Origin of the sequence: Flavobacterium granuli, assembly GCF_900129705.1 — a bacterium.
GTDB lineage: Bacteria > Bacteroidota > Bacteroidia > Flavobacteriales > Flavobacteriaceae > Flavobacterium > Flavobacterium granuli.
This window is the reverse complement of the sequence record NZ_FQWO01000009.1, coordinates 1-14,270: the sequence shown is the minus strand read 5'-3', so window position 1 is coordinate 14,270 and position 14,270 is coordinate 1. Positions and strand designations below refer to the sequence as shown.

Annotated in this window: 15 protein-coding genes; 12 read left to right on the top strand and 3 right to left on the bottom strand. The window is 31.9% G+C overall.

Annotated features, from left to right (window positions below; genetic code table 11):
- The first annotated feature begins 74 nt into the window (after positions 1 to 74).
- Positions 75 to 215, top strand: a complete 141-nt coding sequence (locus BUB25_RS16645) for a hypothetical protein (RefSeq protein ID WP_170066905.1) — start codon at positions 75 to 77, stop codon at positions 213 to 215.
- A 464-nt stretch (positions 216 to 679) separates the two neighbouring features.
- Here BUB25_RS16645 and BUB25_RS11785 read toward each other — a convergent pair whose 3' ends face one another.
- Both BUB25_RS11785 and BUB25_RS11780 read right to left on the bottom strand, forming a co-directional pair.
- Positions 680 to 1,561 (bottom strand): hypothetical protein, encoded by an 882-nt coding sequence (locus BUB25_RS11785; protein WP_072944578.1) that lies wholly within the window; start codon positions 1,559 to 1,561, stop codon positions 680 to 682.
- Between the two features lies 1 nt (position 1,562).
- Positions 1,563 to 2,405: a HipA family kinase gene (locus BUB25_RS11780; RefSeq protein WP_072944576.1), complete on the bottom strand. Its 843-nt coding sequence runs from the start codon at positions 2,403 to 2,405 to the stop codon at positions 1,563 to 1,565.
- A gap of 456 nt (positions 2,406 to 2,861) precedes the next feature.
- Between BUB25_RS11780 and BUB25_RS16640 the strand changes: the two genes are divergently transcribed.
- The 10 genes from BUB25_RS16640 to BUB25_RS11715 all read left to right on the top strand — a co-directional run bounded on the left by BUB25_RS16640 (position 2,862) and on the right by BUB25_RS11715 (position 11,245).
- Positions 2,862 to 3,035 carry a hypothetical protein gene (locus tag BUB25_RS16640; RefSeq protein WP_170066904.1) on the top strand — a complete coding sequence of 58 codons (174 nt, stop codon included), beginning with the start codon at positions 2,862 to 2,864 and terminating at the stop codon, positions 3,033 to 3,035.
- Positions 3,036 to 3,527: 492 nt separating this feature from the next.
- Complete coding sequence (locus BUB25_RS11770; protein ID WP_072944571.1) at positions 3,528 to 3,947, top strand: hypothetical protein; 420 nt, start codon at positions 3,528 to 3,530, stop codon at positions 3,945 to 3,947.
- A 532-nt stretch (positions 3,948 to 4,479) separates the two neighbouring features.
- Positions 4,480 to 5,343: a hypothetical protein gene (locus BUB25_RS11760; protein ID WP_072944567.1), complete on the top strand. Its 864-nt coding sequence runs from the start codon at positions 4,480 to 4,482 to the stop codon at positions 5,341 to 5,343.
- Between the two features lie 45 nt (positions 5,344 to 5,388).
- Positions 5,389 to 5,799 (top strand): hypothetical protein, encoded by a 411-nt coding sequence (locus BUB25_RS11755; protein ID WP_072944566.1) that lies wholly within the window; start codon positions 5,389 to 5,391, stop codon positions 5,797 to 5,799.
- Positions 5,800 to 6,948: 1,149 nt separating this feature from the next.
- Positions 6,949 to 7,686, top strand: coding sequence for a hypothetical protein (locus BUB25_RS11745; protein WP_072944562.1), 738 nt, complete (start codon positions 6,949 to 6,951; stop codon positions 7,684 to 7,686).
- 424 nt (positions 7,687 to 8,110) lie between these two features.
- Entirely contained in the window at positions 8,111 to 8,707 is a 597-nt protein-coding gene (locus BUB25_RS11735; RefSeq protein WP_072944557.1) for a transposase, read from the top strand.
- Between the two features lie 121 nt (positions 8,708 to 8,828).
- Positions 8,829 to 9,344, top strand: coding sequence for a hypothetical protein (locus tag BUB25_RS11730; protein WP_072944555.1), 516 nt, complete (start codon positions 8,829 to 8,831; stop codon positions 9,342 to 9,344).
- 165 nt (positions 9,345 to 9,509) lie between these two features.
- On the top strand, positions 9,510 to 9,845 hold the full coding sequence (locus tag BUB25_RS11725) for a hypothetical protein (RefSeq protein ID WP_072944552.1): 336 nt from the start codon (positions 9,510 to 9,512) through the stop codon (positions 9,843 to 9,845).
- Positions 9,846 to 9,963: 118 nt separating this feature from the next.
- A complete protein-coding gene (locus BUB25_RS11720; RefSeq protein ID WP_072944550.1) occupies positions 9,964 to 10,590 on the top strand; it encodes a hypothetical protein in 627 nt (208 codons plus the stop codon).
- Positions 10,591 to 10,669: 79 nt separating this feature from the next.
- On the top strand, positions 10,670 to 11,245 hold the full coding sequence (locus BUB25_RS11715; RefSeq protein WP_072944548.1) for a hypothetical protein: 576 nt from the start codon (positions 10,670 to 10,672) through the stop codon (positions 11,243 to 11,245).
- Positions 11,246 to 11,601: 356 nt separating this feature from the next.
- On the opposite strand, the gene BUB25_RS11710 is transcribed toward BUB25_RS11715, so the two are convergent.
- Complete coding sequence (locus tag BUB25_RS11710) at positions 11,602 to 13,299, bottom strand: helix-turn-helix domain-containing protein (RefSeq protein ID WP_072944546.1); 1,698 nt, start codon at positions 13,297 to 13,299, stop codon at positions 11,602 to 11,604.
- A 575-nt stretch (positions 13,300 to 13,874) separates the two neighbouring features.
- On the opposite strand from BUB25_RS11710, the gene BUB25_RS11705 reads away from it, so the two are divergent.
- Positions 13,875 to 14,078 (top strand): hypothetical protein, encoded by a 204-nt coding sequence (locus BUB25_RS11705; protein WP_072944544.1) that lies wholly within the window; start codon positions 13,875 to 13,877, stop codon positions 14,076 to 14,078.
- Positions 14,079 to 14,270 lie beyond the last annotated feature (192 nt).

Genomic DNA, 14,270 nt, shown 5'->3' with positions numbered 1-14,270 from the left:
GTGAATACATCTACAAAAAGCTGATTGACGAACAAACTTATATTTGAATTCAAAAAATTGAAGGACTTTCCGGAATGACTGTGAATGAAAGACTTTATGTAAGTGGCTTAATAGACGAATTTGACAAAGTGAAAACAACTGACAAAAGAAGAGCAAAAGAAATATTAAGATGGTTAAGAGTGGACGAACCTTTAATTGAAATGATTGTAAAATGACCACCGAAGAAAGAAAAACGCCCTATAACAGCAACTACCCCCGCTACCGCACGAAATGAAATTCAGCGAAGCTAATCCTTTCGTGCGGTTCGTGATTAAAGTGCAAAATTTGGTAAAAACTAAAAACTAATAGAGTAGAAATTATAAATTTCACAATCCACCACGCTGCTGCACGAAATAAAACCCCTGCTAGCGCGAGCATCTTGCTCGTGCCGATAAACAAAATTAATTAAGATAAGTAATCCCGATTATACAGCATTACATTCCATAACTGCCAATGAAAAAGGTACTAATCTCCCCCGATGGCTCGGAAATCTAGGTCAGCTAGCCGATAGCGCTGATTTTTAACCTGATAGCGCAGAATTGCATTCCGTGACTATGAATAAAGTACGGTTAAATATTTTAGAGAACAAAATAGAAAAATATATTGTAAAAAAGAAAGGACTGAAAAGACCTTTTTAAGATTATAATGTCAAAAGGAATTCAGAGAATTTGATATTATTGGAGTTACAAATCACTTCCGTTTCTTTTTCTAATAGGTCTGGTGTAATGAAATCAAAATCCTCTTTGTAGTTTTGAACACTCAAATCAAACAAATCGTATTGTAATGTACCTTGAATTGGTTCTTCAAAAACTATTTTAATTTTTGTTACTTCAGTATTGGCCTTTTGGGCAAAGACATTCAAGGCTTCTTTTATAATTTTTGTTTCATACAAATGATGCACCACCGTTTGCTCTCCTAAACTAAAATCAACGATTTGAATGGTATTAATAGCTCCATTCTTAGTAATCAGGGGTATGTGCGTTTCTTTTAGGATGCCATTGAAAGTTAAAGGGTCAAAAGTGAATTTTAAATCAGCTTTTTCCTCAAGACCTACTTTTTCAAAAGCAGGTTTTATTTTTTTAGCAAAAGTTACAACTTCTTTTTTAGTTTCAAGGACTACAACTTCACCTACAAAATTGTAATAATACTGCATGAATTTTTCGCCAGTAAAATCAAAAGGTAAAGAAGCAGGTTCCGAAAAATGCAAAATGCCATTATTGTATTTATTCAAATAAGAAATATAATCTTTAGAGAAAATCGATTTTTCAAATACTAATTCCTGTTGGTCTTTGATCAACACTTTATTAGTCTCAGTCACTTTTTGCTTGATTTGCTGCAAAGCATTTTTAGCCATGCTCCCAATCCCAATTTTGGTAGGAGCCAATTTATCCAGTAATCCCAATTTGCTTTTAGAATAATCAAAATAAATCTCATTTCCAGTAATAGCCAATACGCCCATAACCACTTTTTCCGAAGAAATAGGGTTGGTTTGAATGCTGACAATGCTAAAAAATGTTTTCATTTTAAAAAATGGATTTACTGTTCAATATAACCAATCTTACTTTTTCAATTCGTTCTTCACAGAGCAAATATTCTCGTATTCGGTCCGCTAAATTAGGCGTTAATTTCCATATATCAGTTAATTGAAAAATAACAGTATCAATAAGCTCGTTATGCGAAATTTTCAACAAAGGTATGAAATTATCAACAATTTCAATTAATTCTTCTTCATCCATAAAGCGGATAAAACTCTTGTAAAAATCCGATTGATGGAATTTACCCTGATTTTCGAAGGGCATTTTTGAATTAAAAAGGCCTATTTGTTGGGCTCCACCAAAAACAAACGCATGATCAAATGCCACTATTTTACGTTTATTACCAAAGTGAACAGCCAAAAGATTGTAATTAAATCCGGGGTTGATAAATCGTCCTCTATCCACATTATTAATCCATAAATCAAAAAGGGCAATTTTGATAACATCTGCTGGATTTAAAATTCGATTATAATCTCGTTTGCTTCTACAGCTTTCAAATTCGTTAATTTCTTCTGAAGGATCGATCCCTTTAGAGCCAAAGCAAATATGGTTTACACGAAGTCGTCTGTTTTTTATGATTTTACTTTTATCCAAAGTCCCCTCGGAAACTTGAACTAAAGCAATATCCGGAGTAGGGATGTTTAAAACTTTCAATAAATAATGGGAAACTATTTCGTAAGCAAGACAGTTAATTTCATTTGGATCAAAATCGACTAAATATTTGCAGTAATATAGATGGCCATCGTTGCATATAAACTTCAAAGGTGCATGACCGCTTGTTTTAGTCTCTTCTAATAAAAGTTCTGTTTTAACCTTAGGGATGTCAACCATGTTAGCTAGTATAAATATGTAGTAAATATAGTAGTATTTATTTGAAACAATCTATTCTGCTAGCATTTACTAAAATCCTACTTTGTTAATATATAGGATGATACGGAATTACTGGGCGGGCAAGGGGCTAACTTGTCACTCCGACTCCACGAAGTGTTCGTCTCTACGCTAGGCAAATGTTTCATGCATATTCTTTAAAATACCCTTAAAAACCGTAAGAATAATGAAATTCTCCTGACTGTTTGCGTGAATGTTTTTAAAACTCAATGAAGGTATTGCGTCTTCTAAACTTGAAAAGCGCATGTGTTGTCGGGAAATTCCGGTGATGTGTTGTCTTCTTAAAAATAAGAATAATCTTCTTTTTATACAAGTATTTTATTATATTTGGTCGTAGTACAACGGAGGTTTTTTCACAGACTGACGTTAGCAGATATACATAGAAAAATCTACATAAATATGACCGAATTACAAATAAAGTTACATGACTTGCTTTCGAATTTAGAAGCTGCAATCTTATCAGGAAAATATCGCGCTGCCATAAGTGTAGGTTCTTTTTATATAAAATCAAATGTGGTGGGATTAGCGGTTTCGATGGGATGGTTATTAATTAAAGGACAACTCGAAGAGTAACAGTTATGATAAATAAATTATTCTATATTATTTATAACTCCTATTATAAAAATGGGGAGTATAAAGACGACACCCCATCGTTAACGGTTGGTGGGATTTTTTTAATTTGTTTTTTTTGTAGCGGATTATCGATTTTAAACATAATTGGTTGGGTGGATCCGTTGTATTATCATATGAAACTTAGTAAAACAACTGTGTTTTTGGAAATAATTTTATATGGAAGCATCGTTTATTTTCTTTTCTATCATAACAAAAGATATCAAAGGATATATGAAAAGTATAAAGAAGATGCTTTTCTAAACAGTCAATTAGCTAAATTTATTGGTTTTTTCATTGTTATTTTAATTATAATTTCTCCTTTCATGTTGGCATTAGTACATGATAGAATTTTTCTTGGCCATTGGATGAGAATTTCATGAAATCAAATGCGGTAGGAATAGCGGTTTCGGGGGGATGGTTACTAATTAAAGGAGAACTTGAAAAGAAGCAGTCATGATAAATAAATTATTCTATATTATTTATAACGCCTATTATAAACATGGGGAGTATAAAAATGATATCCCTTCCCTAACAGTTGGAGGTATTTTTTTGGGTTGCTTTTTTGGAATTGGATTGTCAATTTCAACCATAATAGATTTGATGGATCCGTTATATGATCCACTAAATAAACCATTATCTAAATCTAGTATATTAAGTCCGATTTTGGCAGTTATTTTTTATGGTATCATTGTTTATTTTGTTTTCTATTATAACAAAAGATACCAAAAAATATACAAAACTTATAAAGAAGATGTGTTTTTAAATAGTCAATTTGCGAAATATATTGGTTTTACTACTGTTATTACTATTATAGCATCGCCACTTATTATCTCATTGCTATATAATAAAATTTGTCGAGGGTATTGGGTTTGATTTGATTTTTTATTTGCACAATTGGAAACGCGATAGATGGAAACTAATTTTAGATTTTATTTCGATTACATCTATTTTAGGATAACTCAAGCGTATTTTAAATGGGATGGAAGAACAGGGGCTACAGCAATAGTTGCTATAACTATGATTCAAACACTAATTTTGTCTGATGTTTCACTTTTTATTTTAAGATTATTCTATAGTCGTAATGAAACAAAAAATTTTACATTTATACAATGGGTAGTATTAATAATATCTTTCGTTCTTTTGATATACAATTATCAAAAATATAACGGAAAATACAATAAGTTGCGTTTTTATTGGAAAGATGAAACTAGACGAGTAAGGATAGGTAAAGGTTTTTTGGTAATTGTTTCTCTCATACTGCTATGGATACCATTGATATTAATGGGAACATTAATGTGAAACCAAATCTCTAAGACTAGTCCAAGCAGAAATATTTCAACAACTATTGCATTTCATCTATCGTCATTTTGCAACAAACAATTAACAACCCAAATCTTAAAAATTTATGATAAACAAAACAAAATTAGCATTCGACTTGCTGGAGCAGGAAATGGAAGTGATCTGCAAAGAGGAACAGCTTCGATTCGTCGGGGGAAGTGGCGGGTACACTTGGCAACAATTTGTTGATGCTGTAAATAGTGGAAACCTAAGTAGTATACCAGCCGGTTCATACATTATGAGTAGTAGTGGTGATTCATTTTCATTTTTTGGAGAGGGATTAAATGAAGTGATAGTATTAGATAAGACTCCGGCTTATTCGTCTAGTGGTTATTCTTCCTGGAGTTGGACAAACTCTACTACCGGTGGATCAGGATCTTTTTTCTTAGACAGTATTGGGTATTCAGATTTTTATAATGGTGGTAGTGCTGGGGGTGGTGATCCAACCCCAGAATGGGGAATAAGTGATTTTTTTGGTCACTACAATAATGGAAATGGAGAACCTGTAAGCCTATTTGACATGGGACTAAGGGACGATGTGATTTCTAGTGATATTTATCTTCAAATGATGACAAATGTAAATAATCAAATTGAAAATTTTGTTCATAATCAAGTAGCCCAAGGCAGCAATTATCCTGGTACATTTCAATTTAGTTGGGATTTTAACAATTCTTATGATTTCACATTGGAAGCAGGTTTATTTGCGGTAGGATCAGCTACAATCGCAGGGCAGTTTTCTGGGACATTTACAATTGATAATGAAGGTAAGATAAATGTTAATGGGTATCTTGATTTAAATTTCCATGATCGTTTTGAAGATCCGTGGGATTTGTTGAATGCGACTAATGGCTCTTGGGATCCTACAGGAACCCCATATGACATTAACGATAATTGGCAACAAGAAATATTAATGCAAAACATAGTGCCATAAACATAAATCAAAACAACAAATAGCTAACAAGAAAGAAAAAAGAAAATGAACGAAATATCCATGCCTCAATATTTACTACTACCAGCATTAATTTGTGTTTTAAGTTTGATAGTTATAATTTACAAAAAGAAAAAAATTATTGCTAAAAGTAATATGAATTTATTTATCGCCATTTTAGCTTTTTTATCACTTTACTTATGTATTGTTGGGAATTCATTGTTTTATAATATTTATTACCAATGGAATTTAAATAAGTATGATTTGAATAAGGACGGAATGTTTGTAGGAAATGAAATAAATGAAAATCAAAAAATAGCATTGCAGAAATTAGCAAGTGATACTGGAAGGAATTTTTCATTTATTATAGGTTTAATCTTTTCATTTATAATTTCATTTTTTTTATACATAATGTTGTCAATAAGAACTAAATTAGAAAAACGATTTGGTAAAACATAAATTTAAAAATACAATTTCATAAAATTTGTTAATTATGGGAGAGACTTATTTATTATATGTAAATGGAACACCGTTAATGTGGGATTTTTAAATTCTACGCTAAATATTTCCTTGTCTAATTTATTATATTTTAAATATTAAATATTAATTATGTCTATAATCAAATCGCCCAGATATGTATTGTTATTTTTTGGATTATTCTTCAGTGTGTTGTCGGTTATTTATGATGCTTCAGGAGCGGATGATTTGCTAGCTGAACAAATAGTTATTTTAGTTAACAAATATTATTAATGAGAATGTATTGTATTTTTGACCATATTTATGTTGCAAGTTTTATTGTTCAGCAAAGGATTTATGGACGGTTTGCTCGTGAAATTTGGGGATCAAGAGTATTACGCGTTACATTGGCCATATTGACTATTTTTATGATGGAACTGTTTAATCGTTACATTAACAACCTTTTCATAGTAGTTATATGTCCTATTTTAATTTGCTTTGGTCCTCTAGTCCATTATTATATAAAAAATAGGAATAAAGACCTTGATATAATGCTCGGTAATTTTAAAAAATTACCTGACATTCTTCAGTCATTTTTTGTTGGATATGTATTGTTATTGTTTTTTGTTTTACCATTTTTTATAATTTTATTAATCATATTGAACATTGGAGGATATTTATAAACCGTAGTCTAGCTCCTGATGTATTTACAGATTCTTAAGCAAAATAAATTGCAAAAAGATATATAGTATTTTTTATAATTATTTTGGTTATAATTTTGTACGCGTATTAAAATTTGTCGTAATTATAGGGTTTGATTTTAGGTGCTATTGAATAATTATATTAGGCTAGTCTATTGGAAATTGTTAGACGTGTTAATCCTAATTATATGGATTTTAAGTCATTTGAAATTCCAAAAGATAGTTTAAAATAATCTCCGATTGCATATATAAAAATTCCTTTCGATCCAATAAGGGATAGTGAAGTTTTGTAAGCCTTGCCTGCCAACAAGAGCAGGTGTCCCGATTGAAAAGTATTAAAAATTGATTAATTGAGATTTAAGTTTTGTGGGGATTTTGAGTTTGACTGTGTAATATAAAAAAAATAAATTTACGAAAAACAAAATTAGCATTCGACCTGCTGGAGCAGGAAATGGAAGTGATCTGTAAAGAGGAACAGCTTCGATTCGTCGGGGGAAGTGGCGGGTACACTTGGCAACAATTTGTTGATGCTGTAAATAGTGGAAACTTAAGTAGTATACCAGCCGGCTCATACATTATGAGTAGTAGTGGTGATTCATTTTCATTTTTTGGAGAGGGATTAAATGAAGTGATAGTGTTAGATAAGACTCCGGCTTATTCATCTAGTGGTTATTCTTCTTGGAGTTGGACAAACACTACTACGGGTGGATCAGGATCTTTTTTCTTAGACAGTATTGGGTATTCAGATTTTTATAATGGTGGAAGTGGTTCAACTAGCAACGGTGGGGATAGTCCTGTTGATTCATTCGTAAACAGCATGCTTTCTTTAGTAGATAGTAGTGATGACAATCCTTATCGTAATTGGACTTTAGAAACTGTTGCTAATGTTTTTCATGGCATGGGCGATTCTGTAAATGATTTTGGTATAGTTCTAAATGCTACGGGAATTGGAGCTGAAGTCGGAGTACCATTGATGACTTTTGGAGGAACTATATCGCTTATTGGTACAGGAATAGATTTCTTTATTGACTTAAGAGATAATACTATACAGAGTTTTGATTATGCGGCATGGGCAATTACTGTAGGACTTGAAGCTAACTCTATAGTGTTTGGAAAATTTACAACAACTACTGGAGAAAAAATTATTTTTGAGTTAAGTCAAAACGGGATAGAATACATAAAGGAGTAAAAAACTAACTATGGATAGAAATATGGGATGGATTATATTTTTTGTTATTGTATTAATAATCTTAATTTATGCTTTATACTTATCTTTAAGAAAAAAGCTGTTTTTGAGAGACTATTTGAATCAAGATGCGTATAGCAAAGCAAGTACTATTAAGTATTATTTTATTTTAACAGGTTTAATCTTCGCTTTAATTTGTTTGATTTATACAAAATTAATGGATTTTTTTAACCAATGATGAGTTGACAAGGTTAAATAAGTCTATACAGGAAATAATATATAAAATTCAGGTTTAATACCCATTATGTATTCAATATAGTCCAATAATCCCCCGCTACCGCACGAAATGAAATTCAGCGAAGCTAATCCTTTCGTGTGGTTCGTGATTAAAGTGCAAAATTTGTGTAAAAACTAAAAACTAATAATTATGAGTAGAAATTATAAATTTCATAATCCAGAGGGATTGTATTTTATAAGCTTTGCAGTGGTAGCTTGGTTGGATGTATTTACGAGGAATGAATATAAAGATTTGTTTTTAGAGAGTTTAATTTTTTGTCAAAAAAGCAAAGGTTTAGAAATTCATGCTTGGTGTATTATGAGTAATCACGTACATCTGGTTTTTAGGAGTATAAATGATCAAAAACCGGAATTATTGATTGGTGATTTAAAAAGGTTTACTAGTCAATCAATTGTAAAAAGCATTCAAGAAAATCCAAGAGACCCGAGCCTGAAAGGCGAACTGGCGAAGCAAAGTAGAAAAGAGTTCTTGTTGGATTTTTTTAAAAAAGAAGCAGAAAAGAGTTCCAATGTAAAGCATCATCAGTTTTGGAGACACGATAACAAATCAATTGAGCTATGGAGTAATAAGGTTATTCAACAAAAGATAGATTATGTACATAATAATCCTGTGGAAGAAGGTTTAGTTTATAAAGCAGAAGATTATGTATATAGTAGTGCCATAGATTATTCGGGGCAAAAAGGATTAATTGACGATGTAGTAGTTTTTAGAATGTATGATGTTTGACGATAATGAACCACACGAAAGGATTCGTGCGGTAGCGGCGGGGAAATAATTGGGAAATAGCAACTTATGGATTTGTAGTTAATATGGGTAATGTTGCTCTTGTAAAATTGTAGAGAAGATTATGAAAAAAAGAATAATTGTAATAATAGCATTAGTATGTTTAGGTTTGATTTCATATCCAACAGCTTTAAATTTAAACTTTAATACAGTTGATGATATAGAAGTTTTGCTGTCTAAATCATTATCTTCTAAAAAGATGAGTCTGTTTTCATTGAATCTTCATAGAAATGTTTTTAATGAAATAAATGGGAAAACGGTTAATTACGATTTATTGGGGGTTAATTTCTTATCCGCAAATGAATTGTTAAAGACTGAAAATAATAGATTTCATGCAGTTAGAATTAAATTGAATGATAATAGAGCCGTCGTAACTATAATTTATTTTAAAGCAGGAATACAATATCTTTTTGAATATAAAAAAGAAAACAATATATGGAAAGAAGTAAAAAGTGAATGGGGTAGAGTGAAAATAGAACCTTCTAAACCGTATTATATTTATTGGGAAATAGTTCGACGTGTTAATCCTAATTATATGGATTTTAAGTCATTTGGAATTCCAAAAGATAGTTTGAAATAATCCCCCGCTACCGCACGAAATGAAATTCAGCGAAGCTAATCCTTTCGTGTGGTTCGTGATTAAAGTGCAAAATTTGTGTAAAAACTAAAAACTAATAATTATGAGTAGAAATTATAAATTTCACAATCCAGAGGGCTTGTATTTTATAAGCTTTGCAGTGGTAGCTTGGTTGAAAGATTTGGATTTGAAGTAAAGAATAATATTTCTAAATATATAAAAAAGGTTAACCTTTCAAATAATGAAATTAATGAAATTTCTTTTTTTTTGTATAAAACAGAAATTAAAGAAATTTTTCTTTCATATAATAAGTTAGAAAATATTACTTTTTTTATGCCTGGTAGGAAGCTTAATTATTTAGATGTGTCAGATAATCCAAAATTAAGTAATATATCAACTATTGATGTTGTGATAATTGATACAATTAAAAGTGATAAAAAAACGATTCCAATTAAATTTATTAATCCACCAGTTATTAGAGCGATACCTGATAAAGTTAACTAAATAAATTTTAACAATGTACCATCAGGTTCGTATCTAAATCAAGATGACTCTACAACTATTTATGGAGGAAGTAAATATTATTTTTTAAAATTCTTATTACTAATTTAAAGTTGCAATAATGAAATTTAACTTGAATACGCAAAAAGAAAGAAAATGGAAACTGTTGTTTGTTTTTATTTTCTTTATTGTTTTTAATATGCACTCGCAAAGCTATTTGGATGAATATGATCAATTATTTGTCAAAGAAGCTAAAATAATTAATTATCATCGACCAGATAATTATTTCTATGTTAGAGCTGTTTCTTCTTATTTTGAAATATATCCAAACAATCGGCAGAGTCAAAGTAATATTTCTATGATAAATAAAGACAATCAGATTATGTTTAGTGTAGCTGTTATTCATTATCCTGAAGGTAAAACTAGGGCACAAAAATATTTAATTGCTACTAGAGATTTGAATCGTCGTTCGAAAGAAGCTATAGCTGCAGAAATGGATAATCGTTTCTCAAATAAAAATTTACTAAGTGTGTCTCTCATAAAAAAAATGAATGCAAATAGAGGATATGTTTATAATTTAAAAGTTAGAAAAAACTTATATCTAGGAATTTATCCAAGATGTAAAAAATTAATAGTTTATAAAGATAATGTTGGTAGAGTTGAAATACTGTTTTTTTACAAATATGGTCAAGAGGATATAGTAAAAAAAGAAATAGAAAAAACATGGGGGATGTTGAAATTTAAGTAATAACAATAGTTTAATAGTTTTTCAGCTCTGTTATCTAGTTATAAGAACAACTTTACGATTAATACTTACACATAAATCTATGAAAAAAGCATTGCTACGGATTCTTTTGATAATCTTTTTGGTTATTGGAACAACATATAGTCAGACATCTGATTTGGAGTCTTTATCTTCAAATACAACCGATTCAAAAGTAGATTTTTTTAAGAATCAGAAAGATTTAGTTTGTTGGATAGGAGAATTATCAAATGGGTTGTACTCGCAAAACCGCCGAAGAAGTATTTTCAATTTGCCTATTATGTCATACAACGATGATTCTGTTGGTCAATGCAGGATTGTTTGTTATCCTAAGAATAGAAAACAATGGGAATTGATCATTAAATCAAGTAAAGATACGTTTAAAACAGTAAGGCAGATTTCATTGGATTTAGCAGAGCAAAAGAAGTATGACATCTATGGTTTTTTTGTGTCAAAAAACGATTTAATGCATGTGGAGGATTATAATAGCCAAAATACTAAAGCACCAAAATTGCCTTGTTTTTTTACGGTTTATAAAAAAGTGAATGCTAAATGGGTATTCTTGAAAAAAGTAAAAATCGATAGTGATAGCGAAGTGTCTGGTTTGTGGTACAACACTGTTGTTAATGGTGCAAAATAGTTGTTCTATGGATTTTTACGTGGTCCTGTCTCATTATTATCGGTTTGTTACCAGAACGAAAATTAAACTAAATCAACCATGAAAAAGAAACTGGTATTTGTAGGCAATACCCCCCCCGCTACCGCACGAAATGAAATTCAGCGAAGCTAATCCTTTCGTGTGGTTCGTGATTAAAGTGCAAAATTTGTGTAAAAACTAAAAACTAATAATTATGAGTAGAAATTATAAATTTCACAATCCACCACGCTGCTGCACGAAATAAAATTCTACCCTATCAATCCCAGGCTGGCAACCATCTTACCTATACCCTCAAACAACATCAATCAAGAAAAGTAATATTGTGCTAAAGAAGAAGATTACAAAGCAGTTTTTGTTTGCAAGCCGCTTGTCGTCTCTTCTTTTCGGAGTTGTGCCATAAAATAGGAGGCAGGCATTTCAGTTCTGGCACGAAAAGCGTGGGCAAAACGCTGGATAGAGCTAAAGCCTATTTCTTCGGCCAACGCTTTCTGATTATACTGTCGTAACTGCTTATTTTCCTCGAGAGCCTGAATCAGATAATCTATTTTCAGCTCATTGACATAAGTCACAAATTTTTTATGACGGTAATGGTACACAATCAAAGAGAGGTATTTCGTATTAGAGTTAAAACTGGCAGCCAGTTTCACCAGACTAATGTCCTGGTCCAGGAATTTCTTGTCCTTTTCCCATTTTTCGAGTTGTTTGATTAGTTCAGCTGCTACTGTGGGATTAATGTCGGCAATACCACTATGTGGTATTTTAGTGGTTTCTTTTTTAGCTTCACCGTTTTTATCCATAAGAGCTTCGAATTTCTTTTTATACATACTTTTGTTTTTAAAATCCCGGTAGCCCAAGAAAAGCAGAATCATGAATAATAGGGTTACAATAGCAATAAAGATGATATCATTGTATTTTCCTTTATCGATTAAGTGTTCTAATTTTTGTTTTTCAATGATGTGGGTTTTATTATCATACTCCTTGTTTACTTTAGAGACGAGATAGAGATTGGTTTCATGCAGTAAACGATCTGCTTTGAAGAGCTGATCTATATAATACAAATGTAGCTTGGCATTGTCTTTTGCTTTATAATAATGAATCAATAGTTGATAGCTTTCTAATAAGTCCCTTCTAGTAAATTGCCTGCTGTTAAGAATCTGATCCACCTTAGTAAAATAAGGGATGGCCGTTTCATGCTTTTTAAGAGCCCAATAACTTTTGCCAATGTAAAAGTTCCCTACTGCCTCATTGGCAAAATCGTCGTTATTTTCTAAGACAGCGACTGTATTTTTCAGATAATCAATCGACTGCTGGTAATTTTTTAGGAAATACTGATTGACTCCTTCCGAATGTTTAAAATAGCTAGTCATTTCGGGAACGGCTCGCTTTTCGCTTTCTCTGATTCCTTCGGCATTGGTTTGGGAGCACAGCCCGTAATTACCCACCTTATTATAGGAAAGTCCCAATGAATGCAAGGAATTAAGGTAGGCTCCGTCATGCTTCTTTTTATAATAACTGACGCATTCTCGCAACAAAGAAATAGCTTCTTCGTAAAACCCCGAATAGCTTTTTAGCAGTGCCATGTTGTATTTTACTTTATAGATGAGGTAGTAATCGTTTGTTCTGGCGATGTACTCGTTCGCAATAAGATAGTCGTCTAATGCCTCTTTATATTTTTTCTGGGCATAAAAAACGATTCCTTTAGTCAGGAAAGCAGCCCCTATAGCGGCATCGTCACTTGTCTTCTTTGCTGCATAAACCATACTGTCGGCATAGACTAAACGCAGGGCTGGGGGAGACTGGTGCAATAGGCTTTGGTAGCCATTTTGAAGTTCCCGCCAGTTACGTTCCCGTTTTGCTTTTTTGACATAACTAAACAAGTATAAGGCAGCTCTGGCACTGTCATTTCTAAACTGATAAATCCGGTCTTCCAAATAACGAAAATCTTTGTGCTGGATCGAATCCGGAATTTGGAACGAGGTGTTTTGCGACTGTAGCCAGAAGGGTACCAGTAGCACTAATCTAAAAAGCTGTTTCATAGGCGCATCAATTAAATTCGGGGATTGTTATTTGTCTGGAAACAATCCTGTTATTGCAAGAGCTACGTACTGAATACTTTCAGCTAAACCAACTTCAAAAATAAGCTAATCTATTGATAAATAACAATTTATTAACAGGAAAGCTACTGCGGATTTCGTGAAAATCCATAGTTGAAATCCTGAAAACCCACTATAATACTGTTGCAAAAGGATTTTAGAGTACATAGATTTACTCCCATTTCAAAAGCAAAAACAGTTGGTATCCTGCGATACTAAAACTTCAGGAAACCATTTTAATTTTTATGAAAAACAACACACCTAAGCAAAAAACGACCCGAGTCCCGATGGTAATCGGGGAGAAGAGCCAAGCAAGCAGATATGACCGATAAAAAACATAAAATAGAGACAGATGAAATCGCCATTAACAACAAGTTTGCGTAAGCAATTGAATAATCATCGAACACCGATGAAAATAAAATATTGTGAGATAAACACCAATAAATAAAAAGGCGACCCGAGCTTGCAAACTGGCGAAGCATACCATATATGACCGCCAACAAATAAATTTTACATATATGAAAATAGAACAAAAGAGAGTGTGTATCTACCCTAAAGACGTTCAGAGAGTGACAGGTAAAAGCTATCGTTATGCACGATTACTTCTGATTGAGATAAAAAAACAGCTGAATAAAGAAGAACATCAATTCATAAGTATTGAAGAATTTTGCTCATACACGGGTTTAAAATTAGAACAAGTACAGCCCCTGATTGTTGGCTAATTGATTTCATCCATTTTCATATTGTTTATGTAACACCTCCCTTATGTAATCTCACACCTGACAACTCATCCCGATAACTCCTATGTTTGCGTTGCAAAAATAATTTGATCTCGAAGATGTATATTTGGATGTAATAAAGTGAAAAGAATGAGAGCATACCGATGGCTAAATAACTCCGGAAGTATATTGACC

Excerpts from the sequence above, each read along its gene's own strand:
- BUB25_RS16645 (WP_170066905.1), top strand. The coding sequence starts at position 75 with ATGACTGTGAATGAAAGACTTTATGTAAGTGGCTTAATAGACGAATTT.
- BUB25_RS11720 (WP_072944550.1), top strand. The coding sequence starts at position 9,964 with ATGAAATTTAACTTGAATACGCAAAAAGAAAGAAAATGGAAACTGTTG.
- BUB25_RS11735 (WP_072944557.1), top strand. The coding sequence starts at position 8,111 with ATGAGTAGAAATTATAAATTTCATAATCCAGAGGGATTGTATTTTATA.
- BUB25_RS11705 (WP_072944544.1), top strand. The coding sequence starts at position 13,875 with ATGAAAATAGAACAAAAGAGAGTGTGTATCTACCCTAAAGACGTTCAG.
- BUB25_RS11755 (WP_072944566.1), top strand. The coding sequence starts at position 5,389 with ATGAACGAAATATCCATGCCTCAATATTTACTACTACCAGCATTAATT.
- BUB25_RS16640 (WP_170066904.1), top strand. The coding sequence starts at position 2,862 with ATGACCGAATTACAAATAAAGTTACATGACTTGCTTTCGAATTTAGAA.
- BUB25_RS11710 (WP_072944546.1), bottom strand. The coding sequence starts at position 13,299 with ATGAAACAGCTTTTTAGATTAGTGCTACTGGTACCCTTCTGGCTACAG.
- BUB25_RS11745 (WP_072944562.1), top strand. The coding sequence starts at position 6,949 with ATGGAAGTGATCTGTAAAGAGGAACAGCTTCGATTCGTCGGGGGAAGT.
- BUB25_RS11785 (WP_072944578.1), bottom strand. The coding sequence starts at position 1,561 with ATGAAAACATTTTTTAGCATTGTCAGCATTCAAACCAACCCTATTTCT.
- BUB25_RS11715 (WP_072944548.1), top strand. The coding sequence starts at position 10,670 with ATGAAAAAAGCATTGCTACGGATTCTTTTGATAATCTTTTTGGTTATT.
- BUB25_RS11780 (WP_072944576.1), bottom strand. The coding sequence starts at position 2,405 with ATGGTTGACATCCCTAAGGTTAAAACAGAACTTTTATTAGAAGAGACT.
- BUB25_RS11730 (WP_072944555.1), top strand. The coding sequence starts at position 8,829 with ATGAAAAAAAGAATAATTGTAATAATAGCATTAGTATGTTTAGGTTTG.
- BUB25_RS11760 (WP_072944567.1), top strand. The coding sequence starts at position 4,480 with ATGATAAACAAAACAAAATTAGCATTCGACTTGCTGGAGCAGGAAATG.
- BUB25_RS11770 (WP_072944571.1), top strand. The coding sequence starts at position 3,528 with ATGATAAATAAATTATTCTATATTATTTATAACGCCTATTATAAACAT.